Origin of the sequence: Streptomyces sp. A1277, from assembly GCF_004795015.1 — a bacterium.
Taxonomy (GTDB): Bacteria; Actinomycetota; Actinomycetes; order Streptomycetales; family Streptomycetaceae; genus Streptomyces.
In genome coordinates, this window is record NZ_SSBI01000006.1 from 62,650 (window position 1) to 77,573 (window position 14,924).

Genomic DNA, 14,924 nt, shown 5'->3' on the forward strand with positions numbered 1-14,924 from the left:
GAAGAGGCCCCGCCCGCCCGGGCCCGCTACAGGGGAGTGACGTAGGCGCCGGAGATGCCGCCGTCCACCAGGAAGTCGGTGGCGTTGACGAACGAGGAGTCGTCGCTCGCCAGGAAGGCGACGGCGGCCGCGATCTCGGTCGCCTCGGCGAACCGGCCGAGCGGGATGTGCACCAGCCGGCGGGCCGCCCGCTCCGGGTCCTTGGCGAACAGCTCCCGCAGCAGCGGGGTGTTGACCGGCCCCGGGCACAGCGCGTTGACGCGGATGCCCTCGCGGGCGAACTGGACGCCCAGTTCACGGGTCATCGCCAGCACCCCGCCCTTGGAGGCGGTGTACGAGATCTGCGAGGTCGCCGCGCCCATCCGGGCCACGAAGGAGGCGGTGTTGATGATGGAGCCGCGGCCCTGGCGGCGCATGTAGGGCAGGGCGGCCTTGCAGCACAGGTAGACGGAGGTGAGGTTGACGTCCTGGACGCGTTTCCACGCCTCCAGTTCCGTGGTGAGGATGGAGTCGTCGTCGGGCGGCGAGATGCCGGCGTTGTTGAACGCGATGTCGACCGAGCCATAGGTGTCGTCGGCGACCCGGAACAGCTCCGCGACCTGTCCGGGGTCGGTCACGTCGACGCGTACGAAGGTGCCGCCGACCGCTTCGGCCGCCGCCTCGCCCGCCGCCGCGTCGATGTCGCCGCAGACGACGTGGGCCCCTTCGGAGGCGAGCCGGTGGGCGGTGGCCAGGCCGATGCCGCTGCCTGCGCCGGTGATGACGGCGGTGCGGCCGACGAGGCGGCGGCAGATGATCCCGTGGTCCGTGGTCATTGCGGTTCAGACCTCCGTACTGAGGAAGACGTTCTTGGTTTCGGTGAAGGCGGTGAGGGCGTCCGGGCCGAGCTCGCGGCCGATGCCGGACTGCCTGAACCCGCCGAACGGGGTCCAGTAGCGGACCGCCGAGTGGGAGTTGACGGAGAGGTTGCCCGCCCTGACGGCCTGGGAGACACGCAGGGCGCGGCCGACGTCCCGTGTCCAGAGCGAGCCGGCGAGACCGTATTCGGTGGCGTTGGCGAGCCGGACGGCGTCCGCCTCGTCCTCGAAGGGCAGCAGGACGGCGACGGGCCCGAAGACCTCCTCGGTGGCGACGGGTGCGTGGGGCGGGGTGTCGGTGAGGACGGTCGGCGGGTACCAGAAGCCGGGGCCCTCGGGGGCGGTGCCCCGGATCGCGGCGGCGCCCTCGGGGACGTATCCGCGCACCCGGTCCAGCTGGGTACGGGAGATGAGCGGGCCCATCCGGGTCCTCTCATCGGCGGGGTCGCCGACGACGACCGCCTTGAGGGCCGGGGCGAGGAGTTCCAGGAAGCGGTCGTACGCGGAGCGCTGGACGAGGATGCGGGTGCGGGCGCAGCAGTCCTGGCCGGCGTTGTCCAGGAAGGCGAGGGGGGCGGCTGCCGCGGCGGCCTCGATGTCGGCGTCGGCGAAGACGATGTTGGGGCTCTTGCCGCCGAGTTCGAGGGTGAACCGCTTGAGGCGGTCGGCGCACTTGGCCATGATCCGCTTGCCGGTGCGGGTGGAGCCGGTGAAGACGATCTTGGCGACGTCCGGGTGTTCGACCAGGGCGTTGCCGGCCTCGTCGCCCGCGCCGGGCAGCACCTGGAAGAGGTGTTCGGGCAGGCCCGCCTCCAGGGCGATGTCGGCGAGCCTGAGGGCGGTCAGCGGGGTGGTCTCGGCGGGTTTGAGGATCACGGCGTTGCCGGCGGCGAGGGCGGGGGCGGTGCCCCAGGCGGCGATCGGCAGGGGGAAGTTCCAGGGGGCGATGACGCCGACGACGCCGAGGGGTTCCAGAAGGGTGAGGTCGATGCCGCCGGGGACGGGGATCTGCCGGCCGCTGAGCCGTTCCACTCCCCCGGCGGCGTAGTCGAGCAGGTCGCGGACGTTGCCGGCCTCCCAGCGGGCGTTGCCGATGGTGTGCCCGGCCTCCTCGACCTCCAGCAGGGCCAGCTCCTCGGTGCGGGCGTCGACGGCGGCGGCGAACCGGCGCAGCAGCCGGGCCCGGTCGGCGGGGGCAAGGGCGGCCCACGTCCGCTGGGCGGCGGTGGCGCGGGTGACGGCGGTGTGCACGCCGGCCGCCGAGGTGGCGGGGACGGTGGCGACGGTTTCCCCGGTCGCCGGGTTCAGGACGTGGTGCTCGTGGATCACTCGGGCCTCACAGGCTTTCGAAGAAGCGGCGCTCGGGTCACTCGGGCCTCACAGGCGTTCGAAGAAGCGGCGCTCGGGTCACTCGGGCCTCACAGGCGTTCGAAGGAGCGGCGCAGTTCCCAGTCGGTCACCGCCGCGTCGAAGGCGTCCAGTTCGACGCGGGCCATGGTGCGGTAGTGCGCCACGACGTCCTCGCCGAAGGCTTCCCGGGCGATCTCGCTGTCCTCCCAGAGGGCGGCGGCCTCGCGCAGGGTGGCGGGGACCTGGTCGTAGCCGGCGGTGTAGGCGTTGCCCTCGCAGGGTTCGGGGAGTTCGAGTTCGTGCTCGATGCCGTGCAGGCCGGCGGCGACGAGGGCGGCGACGGCCAGATACGGGTTGACGTCGCCGCCGGGGAGCCGGTTCTCGAAGCGCAGCGAGGGACCGTGGCCGACGACGCGCAGGGCGCAGGTCCGGTTGTCGTGGCCCCAGGCGACGGCGGTCGGGGCGAAGGAGCCGGGGCGCAGCCGCTTGTAGGAGTTGATGTTCGGTGCGAGGAGGAGGGCGAGGTCGCGCAGGGCGGCGAGCTGGCCGGCCAGGAAGTGCCGCATCACCGGGGACATCGCGCCGCTCTCACCGGCCATGACGGATCGTCCGGGATCGTCGGTGGAGCGGAGCGAGAGGTGGATGTGGCAGGAGTTGCCCTCGCGCTCGTTGAACTTGGCCATGAAGGTGAGCGCCATGCCTTCCTGGGCGGCGATCTCCTTGGCACCGGTCTTGTAGATGGCGTGCTGGTCGCAGGTGACCAGGGCCTCGTCGTAGCGGAACACGATCTCGTGCTGGCCGGGGTTGCACTCGCCCTTGGCGGACTCGACGGCGAGGCCGGCGCCCGCCATCTCGTTGCGGATGCGGCGCAGCAGGGGCTCGACGCGGCCGGTGCCGAGGACGGAGTAGTCGACGTTGTACTGGTTGACGGGGGTCAGGTCGCGGTAGCCGCGGTCCCATGCCTGTTCGTAGGTGTCCTTGAAGACGATGAACTCGAGTTCGGTGCCGGCGTGGGCGGTGTAGCCGTGCGCGGCGAGGCGTTCGAGCTGGCGGCGCAGGATCTGCCGGGGTGCGGCGGCGACGGGCGAGCCGTCGGCCCAGGCGAGGTCGGCGAGGACCATCGCGGTGCCGTCGTGCCAGGGCACCCGGCGCAGGGTGGTGAGGTCGGGGCGCATGGCGAAGTCGCCGTAGCCGTTGTCCCAGGAGGACATGGCGTAGCCGTCGACCGTGTTCATGTCGGTGTCGACGGCGAGGAGGTAGGCGCAGCCCTCGGTGCCGTGCCGCACGACCTCGTCGAGGAAGAAGGGGGCGGCGAAGCGTTTGCCCTGGAGCCGTCCCTGCATGTCGGGGAAGGCCAGGACCACGGTGTCGATCTCACCGTCGTGCACGAGGCGGCGCAGGTCTCCGAGGGCGAGCGGGGCTGTTCGGTCGGACACGGTCGGGTCCTCTCCTCACGGGCCGGCGGACGGTCCAAATCTATGGGCAGGGCGGCGGTTGTGGGTACGGTGCCGGGGTGTTCCGCGCGCCGCTTCGAGGAGGCATCCGGTGAACCGTCCGCTGATCGGGATCAGCACCTATCTGGAGGCGTCGGTGCGCTGGGGCGTGTGGGAGCTGCCCGCCGCGCTGCTGCCCGCCGGGTACGCGCGGATGGTGCGCGAGGCCGGTGGCCTGGCCGTGCTGCTGCCGCCGGACGCGCCGGAGCTCGCGGCCGAGGCGGTGGCGCGGCTCGACGCGGTGGTGGTGGCGGGCGGGCCGGATGTGGAGCCCGCGCGCTACGGGGCCGGGCGCGATCCGCGGACCGGGCCGCCGGCGCCGGAGCGTGACGCCTGGGAGGCGGCGCTGATCGGTGCGGCGCTGGAGTCCGGGACGCCGTTGCTGGGGATCTGCCGGGGGTTGCAGTTGCTGAACGTGGTGTGCGGCGGCGCCCTGACGCAGCATCTGGACGGGCACGCGGGCCCTGACGGGGCGACGGGCGTGTTCGGCTCGCACCCGGTGACGCCGGTGCCGGGCACCCGGTACGCGTCGCTGGTGCCGGACGTGTGCGCCGTCCCCACGTACCACCACCAGGCCGTCGACCGGATCGGCGCCGGCCTGGTGGCCTCGGCGCACGCGGCGGACGGCACGGTGGAGGCGGTCGAACTGCCCGGCGACCACTGGGTGCTGGGAGTGCAGTGGCATCCGGAGGCGGGCGACGACCTGCGCGTGGTGCGGGGCCTGGTGCAGGCCGTCGCTTCCCGGGAGGCCCGGCTAGCCGAGCCGGTGGCGTAGCCAGTCCAGGGCGGCGGCGCCCTGGGCCGCCTGGAACGCCCGGAGCGTGGGCAGGCCGGGCGGGGCGGGACGCAGCGCGTGCTCCGCGAAGTACCCGGCCACGGCGGCGAGTACGGCGGTGACCGCGTCCGGGTCCGCGTCCCGGCCGAGCGGGTGGGCGGTGAACAGGGCCTCCGGGTCGGGGCCGACCGGTCCGGCCGCGTACCCCTGGGCCGCCACGCAGGGGAGCATCACCAGCAGGTCGAACCAGGGGGCGGCGCGCACCGCGTGCGGCCAGTCCACGAAGACGACCCGGTCCCCGGTGAGCAGGATGTTGTCGGCGCGCAGGTCGCCATGGGCAAGGGTGCCCCCGGTGGCGGCCCGCGCCCAGCCGGACTCCAGTTCCGCCAGGGTTCCGAGCCGGCGCGCCGCCCAGGGGTCCAGGCCCGTGGTGTCGCCCGCCGCGTGCAGGGTCCGCCAGCCGGTGAACGTCGTGGACTTGCTCCCGGCGGCGGGCGGCGCGTCGGCCGGGGCCGGGGTGAGGAGGCGGACGAGGCCGCCGAGGGCCGCCAGGACGCGGTCCAGTTCGTCCCGGTCCCAGGGGACGCGGGGCTGGCGGCCCTCGATGTCCTCCAGCACGAGGGCGACGCAGGTGCCGTCGTCGTACGAGCCGAGCAGCCGGGGCACCGGGGCGTGGGGCGGCAGGTCGGCCGTGTGGCGGATCTCGGCGCGGTGCAGGTCCGGGCTGTCCGGGTTCACCTCGGCGCTCACGGCCTTGACGAAGGCGCGGCCGCCGTTGGCGAGCCGGACGCGGGCGGCGACCCCGGGCGAGAAGCCGCCGTTCTGGGTGCGGGCCCCGACGACCGGGGCGCCGAGGATGTCCTCGACGCCGCTGCGGACGGCGGCGGGCAGGTCGGCCCAGTGGTGGCGGACGCCCCGGGCGGGCGGTGCGGTGGCGGTCATCGCTCCATCCTTCCGGGGCCGGGGTGGGCGGGCCACCGGTTTGGCGCTGCTCAGTCGGCCGTCCACGTCAGCGGCATGGGGCCCGTGGGGTCGCCGTAGCCCAGGGAGCGGTAGAGGCCCTCGCCCTCGGGGGTGGCGGTCAGGTTGATCCGGGAGCAGCCGGCCTCGACGAGGTGGTCGTGGACGGCCTGGAAGGTCTGGCGGGCGTATCCCCGCCGCCGGTGCGCGGGGTCGGTGGCGACCGAGGCGATGTGCCCGGCGTAGGGGCCGCGGCCGGGCCTGGGGAGGGACCACATGTACTGGCCCACCGTGCTGGACAGCAGCCGATCCCCGGCGTCGATCACATAGGCGACGAAGTGCGGGTCGGTGCCGAGCCGTTCACGGAAGTACGCCTCGCACTGCGGGGTCCAGTCGGCCTCCGGGACGATGCCCGCCGAGGCGAGCATGATCCGGCGCAGGCGGGTGACCTCGGCGGCGTCGTCCGCGCCGGCCCGTCGCAGGTGCGGCGCGGTGGTCACGGGGCTCACGGGGTGGTCCTTTCGGTGGGGTGCCGGGCCCTGCAAGGGTGCCGTGCCCCGCCGGGCGCGTCGCCCCGTTTTTCAGGCACCGGCAGGTGTCCCCGTCCTCGTCAGCGTGAGCAGGTCGCGGGCCGGGCCCGTGGGGCGGTGGCCCGCCGGCCAGACCGCGCGCAGCTGGCGCCGCAGCCGGGCCCCGGCGATGGGGACCTTGACCAGGCGGCGGGCCGACAGCTCCTCGCCGAGCGCCAGCTCGCTCAGCACACAGGGGCCCGCGCCGCTCTCCGCCGCACCCTTGAGCGCGGTCGTCGAGGAGAGTTCCAGGAGCGGCTGGGCCAGGGGGCCGTGCACGGCGAGCGCGGCGTCCAGGACCTGGCGGGTGCCGGAGCCGTGCTCGCGCAGGATCAGCGGGGTCGCGGCCAGTTCGCGCGGGGTCAGCGGGGTGCGGCGGCGGGCCCAGGCGTGGGAGGGGGCGACCACGACGACCAGGCGGTCGTGGGCGATGACGGTGCCGTCGAGCCCTTCCGGTACGGACAGGCCCTCCACGAAGCCGAGGTCCGCGTCCCCGGTCAGCAGCCGCTCGGCGACCACGGCGGAGTTCCCGGCGAGCAGCGAGACGGCGGTGCCGGGCCGTTCGGCGCGCAGGGCGATGAGCCAGCCGGGCAGCAGGTATTCGGCGATGGTCATGGAGGCGGCGACCCGCAGCCGGGAGTCGCGGCGGACCCGCAGCGCCTGGGCGCCCGCGTCGAACGCCTCGGCGGCCTCCACGACCCGGCGCGCCCAGTCGGTGACCAGTGCGCCCGCGTCGGTGAGCCGGGAGCCCCGGGGCGAGCGGTCGAGGAGGGCGAGGCCGAGCTGCCGTTCCATCGAGCGGATGCGGCTGCTGGCGGCGGGCTGGGTGATGCCGACGTCACGGGCGGCCCGGCCGAGGCTGCCGTGCCGGGCGACGGCGAGAAGCAGCTCCAGCGCGCCGAGATCGGGCACCCGGTGGGACAGGAGGGCGGGCGGATCGCTGGACATAAGTCCACCTTATGACCTCATAGGGCAGCGCTCCCTGGTGGGGCCCTGCCCGGCCCCGGAGAATCGTGGCATGGCCACCTTTCCGCAGACCCGCACATATCCCCCGTACTCCGCCGCCGTCCGGCGGCCCACGCTGCGGTATTTCGGCCCCAACTGGTACGCGACGGTCATGGGCACCTCGATCGTGGCGAGCGCGGGCGTCGCGCTGCCCGTGCACGTGCCCGGGCTGCGGGGCGCCTGCACGGCGGTGTGGCTGCTCTCGGCGCTGCTGCTCGCCGCCGTGCTGACGGCGCGCGCCGGGCACTGGGCGGCCCACCGCGACCAGGCGCGCGCCCACCTCCTGGACCCGGCCGTCGCACCGTTCTACGGCTGTCTCTCGATGGCGCTGCTGGCCGTCGGGGGCTCCGGGATGGTCGTGGGCAGGGACGTCATCGGGCACTCGGCTGCGCTCGCGCTGGACGTGGTCCTGTACACGGCGGGCACGCTGACCGGGCTGGCCGCCGCGGTGGCGGTCCCGTATCTGATGATCGTGCGCCACCGCCCGGAGCCGGGCACCGCGTCGCCGGTGTGGCTGCTGCCGGTGGTGGCTCCGATGGTGTCGGCCGCCCTCGGCCCGCTGCTGGTGCCGGAGCTGCCCGCGGGCCAGGGGCGGGAGGCGCTGCTGCTCGGCTGCTACGCGATGTTCGGGCTGAGCCTCCTGGCGACGCTGGTGATGCTGCCCCTGGTCTTCGGCCGGCTGGTGCACCGGGGCCCGCTGCCGCTCGCGCTGACTCCGACCCTGTTCCTGGTGCTCGGTCCGCTGGGCCAGTCGACGACCGCGGTCAACGCGCTGGCCGATGTGGCGCCGGGAGCGGTCCCGGGGGCGTACGCCTCCGCGCTGGGCGCGTTCGCCGTGCTGTACGGGGTGCCGGTGATGGGGTTCGCCCTGCTGTGGCTGGCCCTGGCCGCGGCGCTGGTGGTGCGGGCGGTGCGCGGCGGGATGACGTTCTCGATGACGTGGTGGGGCTTCACGTTCCCCGTCGGCACGTGTGTGACGGGCGCCGCCGGTCTGGCCCGGCACACCGGCCTGACCGCGTTCACCTGGCTGGCCGTGGCGCTGTACGTGCTGCTGGTGTCGGCGTGGGCGGTGGCCGGGGTGCGCACGGTGCGCGGGCTGGTCAGCGGGGCGCTGCTGGCCGCGCCGCAGGGGCCCGCCCCGGTGGCGGCCCGTACCGCCTGAGAGGTGGGGCCGCTCGCCGGCCCCCGGGCGGTCAGCGCCGGGGGTCGGACGTGGCGTCGATGTGCTCGGCCACCGCGACGCACAGCAGCCGGGTGCCGGGGAGGGTGGCCCGCCAGCGGTGGCGCACCCCGCCGGACAGGAACAGCGTGTCGCCCTGGACCAGCCGGTATGCCTGGCCCTCCGCCTCCACCTCGGCGGCGCCCTCCGCGACGTACAGCAGCTCGTCGTTGCGGTGCTGGAACTCGCGCCCGAGGTCGAGCTCCCCGGTGAACTCCAGGGCGCTGAGCTGGTGGCGTCCGCGCACCACGCGGTGCACCCCGTCCTCCTGCGTCCCGCGCACGACATCGACCGCGCGGGCGGAGTCGGCGGCGGCGCGCAGCCGCGCCGGGGTGGTCTCCAGTGCTTCGGCGACCCGGTCCAGGGACCGTGTGCTGGGTCTGGCGCGTTCGTTCTCGATCTGGCTGAGGAACGGTACGGACAGACCGCTGCGCGAGGCGACCGCGGCCAGGGTGAGTCCCAGGGATCTGCGCTGTCGGCGGACGGCGGCGCCCACCCGGAGTGTTTCCTTCTCGTCCATGTCCGGCTCCCTCCCGACTGGCCATCCTTCCGGTTGCGGGCGCCTCGCGCACACCGTTACGCGAGGACGGCCCGGAAAGTGACCTCTTCGGAACGCCGGAAGGGGTGGGTCCCGCCGTCTGCGGGACCCACCCCTTCATGTGCCGCGGCCCCGGTGGGGGCCGGTCGCGGCTACGACTGGGGAGCCATCTTGTCCGCGATGCCCGGGTTCTTCTCCATCCATGCCTTCACGGCTTGCTCCTCGTGTCCCGTGCCGTGCTTCTGGATCTGGTTCTCCAGGCCGGCGAGCTGGTCCTCGCTCAGCTTGAAGTCCTTGAACCACTTCGTCAGCTGCGGGTAGTTCTCCGGGAACTGCTCGGAGGCGATGGTGTGCAGCCGGTCGCCCTCCCCGAATGCCTTCTTCGGGTCCTGGAGCTTGGTCATCCCGTACTCGCTGTACGCCCAGTGCGGCGTCCACAGCAGGACGGCGATGGGCTCCTTCTTGGCGTAGGCGCGCTTCAGCTCGGCCAGCATGCCGGGCGTCGAGGAGTCGAGGACCTTGTACTCCTTGTCCAGGCCGTAGGCCGGGAGCACGTTCTTCTTGAGGTTCTCCATCGTGGCGGTGCCGGGTTCGATGCCGACGATCCGGCCCCTGAACTTCGAGCTCTTGCCCTTGAGGTCGGCCAGGGACTTCACGTCCTTGACGTAGTCGGGCACCGCGACCTCGATCGAGGTCGGGCCGTACCAGGAGCCCATGTCCGTCAGCTTGGAGCCGTACTTGTCCCAGTAGTTCTTCTGGGTGAACGGGAGCCAGCCGTCGAACTGCACGTCGATCTGGCCGCGCGACATCGCGGTGTACATCGGACCGACCTCGAACTGCTTGAGGTTGATCTTGTAGCCGCGGTCCTCCAGGACGGCCTTCCACAGGTACGTGGCGGCGATGTCCTCCTCCCAGGGGAACCAGGCCATCTCGACCGCGCGGTCGCGCTCGTCCTTGCCGTTCGCGCCCTTGGCGGGGGCGGACTTCTTGACCGGGGTCCACTTGCCGGCGACGTCCGGGTTGGCCTTCAGCCAGGTGCGGACGGCCTCCTGCTCCTTGCCGGAGCCGCTCTTCTGGATCTGGGCCTCAAGACTGGTGAGCTGGTCCTCGCTCATCTTGAAGTCCTTGAGCCACGCGCCGACCTCGGGGTTGTCGGCGGTGAAGCCCTTGCGGGTCAGCGTGTGGATGCCGTCGCCCTTGCCCCAGAGGTTCTTGGGGTCCTTGAGCTTGGTCAGCTCGTACTGGTTGTACGCCCAGTGCGGCGACCACAGCGGTACGACGATCGGTTCCTTCTTGGCGTACGCGCGCTTCAGCTCGGCCAGCATGGACGGCGTGGAGCCGTCCACGACCTTGTACTCCTTGTCCAGGCCGTAGCCGGGCAGGATCTTGTCCTTGAGCAGGCCGGTCTCACCGGCGCTCGGCTCGATGCCGACGATCCGGCCCTTGAAGTCGGACGCCTTGCCCTTGAGGTCGGCCAGGGACTTCACGTCCTTGACGTAACTGGGGACGGCCAGCTCCAGCGAGGTGGGGCCGTACCAGGAGCCCATGTCCTCCAGGCGGTCCTTGTACTTCTCCCAGTACGAGGCGTGGGTGACCGGCAGCCAGGAGTCGGTCTCGAAGTCGATCTGGCCGCCCGCCATGCCGGTGTACAGCGCGCCGGCCTCGTACTGCTTGACGTCGACGTCGAAGCCGCGACGCTCCAGCATCTCCTTCCACAGGAAGGTGGAGGCGATGCCCTCGTCCCACGGGATGTAACCCATGCTGATCTTCTTGCCGGCCCCGATGTTCGCCGGGTCCGACGCGGTCGTGGCGTCCTCGTCCGAGGAGCCGAACAGGCCGATGCCGCCCGCGACGAGCGCCAGGGCGACCACCCCGGCCACGGCGACGACGGGCTGCGGGCGGTGGTGCCAGATCTTCAGGCCGCCGGTCATCGACTGCGCCTTGGCGAGCGCGCGGCGGGCGAGCGGGGAGACCTCGCGGCCCAGGGCGCTGGTCATCCGGTCCAGGTACATGGCGAGGATGACGATGGAGACACCGGCTTCGAAGCCGAGGCCGACGTCCACGTTGCCGATGGCCCGGTAGACGGAGCCGCCGAGGCCGCCGCCGCCGACCATGCCGGCGATGACCACCATGGACAGGCCCAGCATGATGACCTGGTTGATGCCCGCCATGATCGTGGGCAGGGCCAGCGGCAGCTGCACCCGCAGCAGAGTGTTGCGGGAGGTGGTGCCGAACGCCTCCGCGGCCTCGACCAGCTCGCCGTCGACCTGGCGGATGCCGAGTTCGGTCATCCGGACGCCCGGGGGCAGCGCGAAGATGATGGTGGCGATGATGCCGGGGACGACGCCGACGCCGAAGAAGATCACGCCGGGGATCAGGTAGACCATGGCGGGCATGGTCTGCATGAAGTCGAGGACCGGCCGGGTCACCGCGCTGACCGTCTTGGAGCGGGACGCCCAGATGCCGAGCGGCACGGCCAGCACCAGCGTCACGATCGTCGCGACGAGCACCAGGGTGAGGGTGTCCATCGCCTCGTCCCACAATTCGACGGAGTCGATGAGGGCGAAGCCGACGAACGCGAGGAGGCCGGCGAGCAGGCCGCGCAGCCACCAGGCGATGACGGCGACGATGCCCGCGAAGAGCAGGGGCGCGGGAGCGGACAGGACGGCGGCGATGCCGTCGAACATGCCGCTCACGACGGAGCTGATGGCGTCGAAGAGCCAGGCCAGGTGGGTCTGGAGCCAGTCGACCGCGGAGTCGACCCAGTCGCCGAGACGGAGCCTAAACACCGGCCACCTTCTTCAGCGAGGTCGCGGCGTCCCGGGGCGCCTCGGCGGGGGTCATCGGCTCGCCGAGCACGGCGAGCAGCCGCTCCCGGGGCACGACGCCGAGCAGCTTGCCCTTGTCGTCGGTCACGGCCACCGCGACCCGGCTCCGCGAGCAGGGCGTGAACAGCTCGATGATCGGCGTGGACTCGGTGACGGCGGCCGGGGTGGCCCGCAGCACGTCGGCGGGGGTCCGCAGCTCCGTGCCCTGGTCGCAGAGGGTGCCGATGACGGTCTGCGTCTCGGCCATGATGGCGCCCGCCGTCAGCACCCGGGAGCGGTCCACGTCCTGGGTGAAGGAGGCGACGTAGTCGTTGGCCGGGGTGACGAGGATGTCCTCGGCGGTGCCGAGCTGGACTATCTCCCCGTCGCGCATCACGGCGATGCGGTCGCCGAGGCGCATGGCCTCGTTGAGGTCGTGGGTGATGAAGACGATGGTCTTCTTCAGCCGCTTCTGCAGCTCCAGCAGCTGGTCCTGCATGTCGCGGCGGATCAGCGGGTCGAGCGCGCTGAAGGACTCGTCCATCAGGAGCAGGTCGGCGTCGGTGGCGAGCGCGCGGGCCAGGCCAACGCGCTGCTGCATGCCGCCGGAGAGCTCGTCGGGCCAGGACTTCTCCCAGCCGGCGAGGCCGGTCAGCTGCAGCGCCTCGGTGGCGCGGCGGTTGCGCTCGGCGCGCGGGACGCCCTGCACCTCCAGGCCGTACGCGGCGTTCTCCAGGACGCTCCGGTGGGGGAAGAGCGCGAAGTGCTGGAACACCATGCTGATCTTGGTGGAGCGGACGTGGCGGAGCTGGGCGGGGCTCAGGGCGGTCAGGTCCTGGCCGTCGAAGAGCACCTGGCCGGAGGTGGGCTCCAGCAGGCCGTTCAGCATCCGCAGCAACGTGGACTTGCCCGAGCCCGACAGACCCATCACGACGAAGATCTGGCCCGGTTCCACGGTGAACGAGGCGTCGATCACCGCTGCGGTCGTTCCGTCGGCGCGCAGTGCGCCGCGGTCGGTACCGCTCCGCAGCTTCTGCACGGCTTGAGCGGGTCGTCTGCCGAACACTTTGTACAAGTGCTCGGCTTGCAGCCTGGACACATACACCTCACGCGTCGAACCGAAAACGGTCTGCCACCCCCTCCGGCAGACCGTGGAGCGGCACGGATTCCGTCCGCATGGCACATGCACTAGTTGAAAATGCGACGTGGTCCGCTCCAGTGCCGCGCCTGCCCCCACTTAATCGGAGCAAACACAAGAGTGACCTGGATCACACACATGGGCTCGGCGTACGGGAATCACGGCCAGGGCGGCCGTTGTCGGTGCCGTGCGGCATCATCGGCGTGTGACGCGACGCCTGATGCTCCTCGACACCGCCTCCCTCTACTTCCGCGCCTACTTCGGCGTGCCCGACTCGGTGCGCGCGCCGGACGGCACCCCGGTCAACGCCGTGCGCGGGCTGCTGGACTTCATCGGCCGGCTCGTGCGGGACCACCGGCCCGACGACCTCGTCGCCTGCTGGGACGCGGACTGGCGGCCGCAGTGGCGGGTCGACCTGATCCCCTCGTACAAGGCGCACCGGGTCGCGGTGGAGACCGGGGCCGGGGCGCCCGACGAGGAGGAGACGCCCGACACGCTGGCGCCGCAGGTGCCGGTCATCGCGGAGGTCCTGGACACCCTCGGCATCGCCCGGGTCGGGGTCGCGGGGTACGAGGCGGACGACGTGATCGGCACGCTGGCGGGCCGGGCGGCCGGGCCGGTCGACATCGTCACCGGCGACCGCGACCTCTACCAGCTGGTGGACGACGCCCGGCGGGTGCGGGTCCTCTACCCGGTCAAGGGGGTCGGCACGCTCCAGGTGACGGACGAGGCGTGGCTGCGCGAGAAGTACGGCGTGGACGGCCCGGGCTACGTGGACCTGGCGCTGCTGCGCGGCGACCCGAGCGACGGGCTGCCCGGCGTGCCCGGCATCGGCGAGAAGACGGCGGCGAAGCTGCTGGACGCCTTCGGCGACCTGGCCGGGATCATGGCCGCCGTGGACGACCCGGCCGCCAGGCTGCCGCCCTCGCAGCGCAGGCGGCTGGACGAGGCCCGCGCCTATGTGGCCGTCGCGCCGAAGGTGGTGCGGGTCGCCGGTGACGTACCGCTGCCGGACTTCGACCCCGCGCTGCCCGCCGGGCCGCGCGACCCGGCCGCGCTCGACGCCCTCGCGGCGCGGTGGGGGCTGGGCGGAGCACTTCAGCGCCTGCTCGCCGTACTGCACCCCTGAGGTGTTAAGTTAGGTAACCCTAAGATCGATGTCCGTATCGGTCGACGGCCCCATTTTCCGGCAGCAGGGAGTAAACCTCGTGGCAGAACGACCGGAGCGGCGGGCACCCAAGGCTCAGGGAGCGCAGGTCCTGCGCACCGAGCAGCTCACCCCGCACATGATCCGGGTGGTGCTCGGCGGTGACGGTCTCGCGGACTTCACGCTCTCGGGCCTCACCGACCACTACGTCAAACTGTGCTTCGCCCCCGAGGGCGCGGACTACGCCCACCCCTTCGACATGGCCCGCATCCGCGAGGAGTATCCCCGCGAGCTGTGGCCCACTACCCGTACGTACACGGTGCGTTCCTGGGACGCCGGCGCCCGCGAGCTGGCGATCGACTTCGTGGTCCACGGCGACGAGGGCCTCGCAGGCCCCTGGGCGGCGCGGGCCGAGGCCGGTGACCAGGTGACGTTCCTGGGCCCCGGCGGCGGTTACGCCCCCGACGCCTCGGCGGACTGGCACCTGCTGGTGGGCGACGAGAGCGCGCTGCCGGCCGTCGCCGCCGCGCTGGAGCAGATGCCGGCGGGCGCGGTGGTCCGCGCGTTCGTGGAGGTGGAGGACGCGGCGGAGGAGCAGAAGATCGCCACGCCGGACGGCGTCGAGATCACCTGGCTGCACCGCGCGGGCCGCCCGGTCGGCGAGGCGCTCACCGCGGCGGTGAAGGAGCTGGAGTTCCCGCCCGGTGACGTGCAGGCGTTCGTCCACGGCGAGGCGGGCTTCGTCAAGGAGATCCGCCGCCACCTGCGCCTGGAGCGCGAGATCCCGGTGTCGCAGCTGTCGATCTCCGGCTACTGGCGGCTCGGCAAGGACGACGACGCCTGGCGCTCCGTCAAGCGCGAGTGGAACGAACAGGTGGAGCGCGAGCAGGAGGGCGCGGCCTAGGTTCTGTCTCAGATTCCCGTCGTTCGCCCGGAGGGCGGGCCGGGCTGTGTCAGGTGCTTCCCCAAGTTCTCGGCGTGCCGGGCCCAAGCGCGCCAGCAGCTCGTCGGCGCTGCGCTGCACGGCGGCGCCGCGCATCCCGTGGAGCCTGCCCTGGAGCAGCAG

At 72.6% G+C, this 14,924-nt stretch carries 13 protein-coding genes; 4 read left to right on the forward strand and 9 right to left on the reverse strand.

Translation table 11 applies throughout. The features are described 5' to 3' along the window. Window positions 1-26: 26 nt before the first annotated feature. From E6R18_RS06065 to E6R18_RS06075, 3 genes are all read right to left on the reverse strand, one after another. Complete coding sequence (locus E6R18_RS06065; RefSeq protein ID WP_136315805.1) at window positions 27-815, reverse strand: 3-oxoacyl-ACP reductase; 789 nt, start codon at window positions 813-815, stop codon at window positions 27-29. A gap of 6 nt (window positions 816-821) precedes the next feature. After that, a complete protein-coding gene (locus tag E6R18_RS06070; RefSeq protein ID WP_136315806.1) occupies window positions 822-2,186 on the reverse strand; it encodes an aldehyde dehydrogenase family protein in 1,365 nt (454 codons plus the stop codon). 89 nt (window positions 2,187-2,275) lie between these two features. Continuing rightward, complete coding sequence (locus tag E6R18_RS06075) at window positions 2,276-3,643, reverse strand: glutamine synthetase family protein (protein WP_136315807.1); 1,368 nt, start codon at window positions 3,641-3,643, stop codon at window positions 2,276-2,278. Between the two features lie 109 nt (window positions 3,644-3,752). Between E6R18_RS06075 and E6R18_RS06080 the strand changes: the two genes are divergently transcribed. Continuing rightward, complete coding sequence (locus tag E6R18_RS06080) at window positions 3,753-4,475, forward strand: gamma-glutamyl-gamma-aminobutyrate hydrolase family protein (RefSeq protein ID WP_136315808.1); 723 nt, start codon at window positions 3,753-3,755, stop codon at window positions 4,473-4,475. Here the strand turns inward: E6R18_RS06080 and E6R18_RS06085 are convergent. The 3 genes from E6R18_RS06085 to E6R18_RS06095 all read right to left on the reverse strand — a co-directional run bounded on the left by E6R18_RS06085 (window position 4,455) and on the right by E6R18_RS06095 (window position 6,952). Beyond that, a complete protein-coding gene (locus E6R18_RS06085) occupies window positions 4,455-5,417 on the reverse strand; it encodes an aminoglycoside phosphotransferase family protein (protein ID WP_136315809.1) in 963 nt (320 codons plus the stop codon). The two genes, E6R18_RS06080 and E6R18_RS06085, sit on opposite strands and share 21 nt — an antisense overlap. Window positions 5,418-5,467: 50 nt before the next feature. Beyond that, window positions 5,468-5,944, reverse strand: coding sequence for a GNAT family N-acetyltransferase (locus E6R18_RS06090; protein WP_240799605.1), 477 nt, complete (start codon window positions 5,942-5,944; stop codon window positions 5,468-5,470). A 72-nt stretch (window positions 5,945-6,016) separates the two neighbouring features. Then, complete coding sequence (locus tag E6R18_RS06095) at window positions 6,017-6,952, reverse strand: LysR family transcriptional regulator (protein WP_136315810.1); 936 nt, start codon at window positions 6,950-6,952, stop codon at window positions 6,017-6,019. Between the two features lie 70 nt (window positions 6,953-7,022). On the opposite strand from E6R18_RS06095, the gene E6R18_RS06100 reads away from it, so the two are divergent. Then, window positions 7,023-8,171: a TDT family transporter gene (locus tag E6R18_RS06100; protein WP_136315811.1), complete on the forward strand. Its 1,149-nt coding sequence runs from the start codon at window positions 7,023-7,025 to the stop codon at window positions 8,169-8,171. A 31-nt stretch (window positions 8,172-8,202) separates the two neighbouring features. Here the strand turns inward: E6R18_RS06100 and E6R18_RS06105 are convergent, their stop codons facing one another. From E6R18_RS06105 to E6R18_RS06115, 3 genes are all read right to left on the reverse strand, one after another. After that, a complete protein-coding gene (locus E6R18_RS06105; RefSeq protein WP_136315812.1) occupies window positions 8,203-8,748 on the reverse strand; it encodes a helix-turn-helix transcriptional regulator in 546 nt (181 codons plus the stop codon). Window positions 8,749-8,918: 170 nt separating this feature from the next. Then, window positions 8,919-11,555, reverse strand: a complete 2,637-nt coding sequence (locus E6R18_RS06110) for an ABC transporter permease/substrate binding protein (RefSeq protein ID WP_136315813.1) — start codon at window positions 11,553-11,555, stop codon at window positions 8,919-8,921. Next, on the reverse strand, window positions 11,548-12,612 hold the full coding sequence (locus E6R18_RS06115) for a betaine/proline/choline family ABC transporter ATP-binding protein (RefSeq protein ID WP_136315814.1): 1,065 nt from the start codon (window positions 12,610-12,612) through the stop codon (window positions 11,548-11,550). Before E6R18_RS06115 ends, E6R18_RS06110 begins: the two co-directional genes overlap by 8 nt. A gap of 319 nt (window positions 12,613-12,931) precedes the next feature. On the opposite strand from E6R18_RS06115, the gene E6R18_RS06120 reads away from it, so the two are divergent. After that, on the forward strand, window positions 12,932-13,840 hold the full coding sequence (locus tag E6R18_RS06120) for a 5'-3' exonuclease (protein WP_136315910.1): 909 nt from the start codon (window positions 12,932-12,934) through the stop codon (window positions 13,838-13,840). 79 nt (window positions 13,841-13,919) lie between these two features. Continuing rightward, entirely contained in the window at window positions 13,920-14,762 is an 843-nt protein-coding gene (locus E6R18_RS06125; RefSeq protein WP_136315815.1) for a siderophore-interacting protein, read from the forward strand. Window positions 14,763-14,924 lie beyond the last annotated feature (162 nt).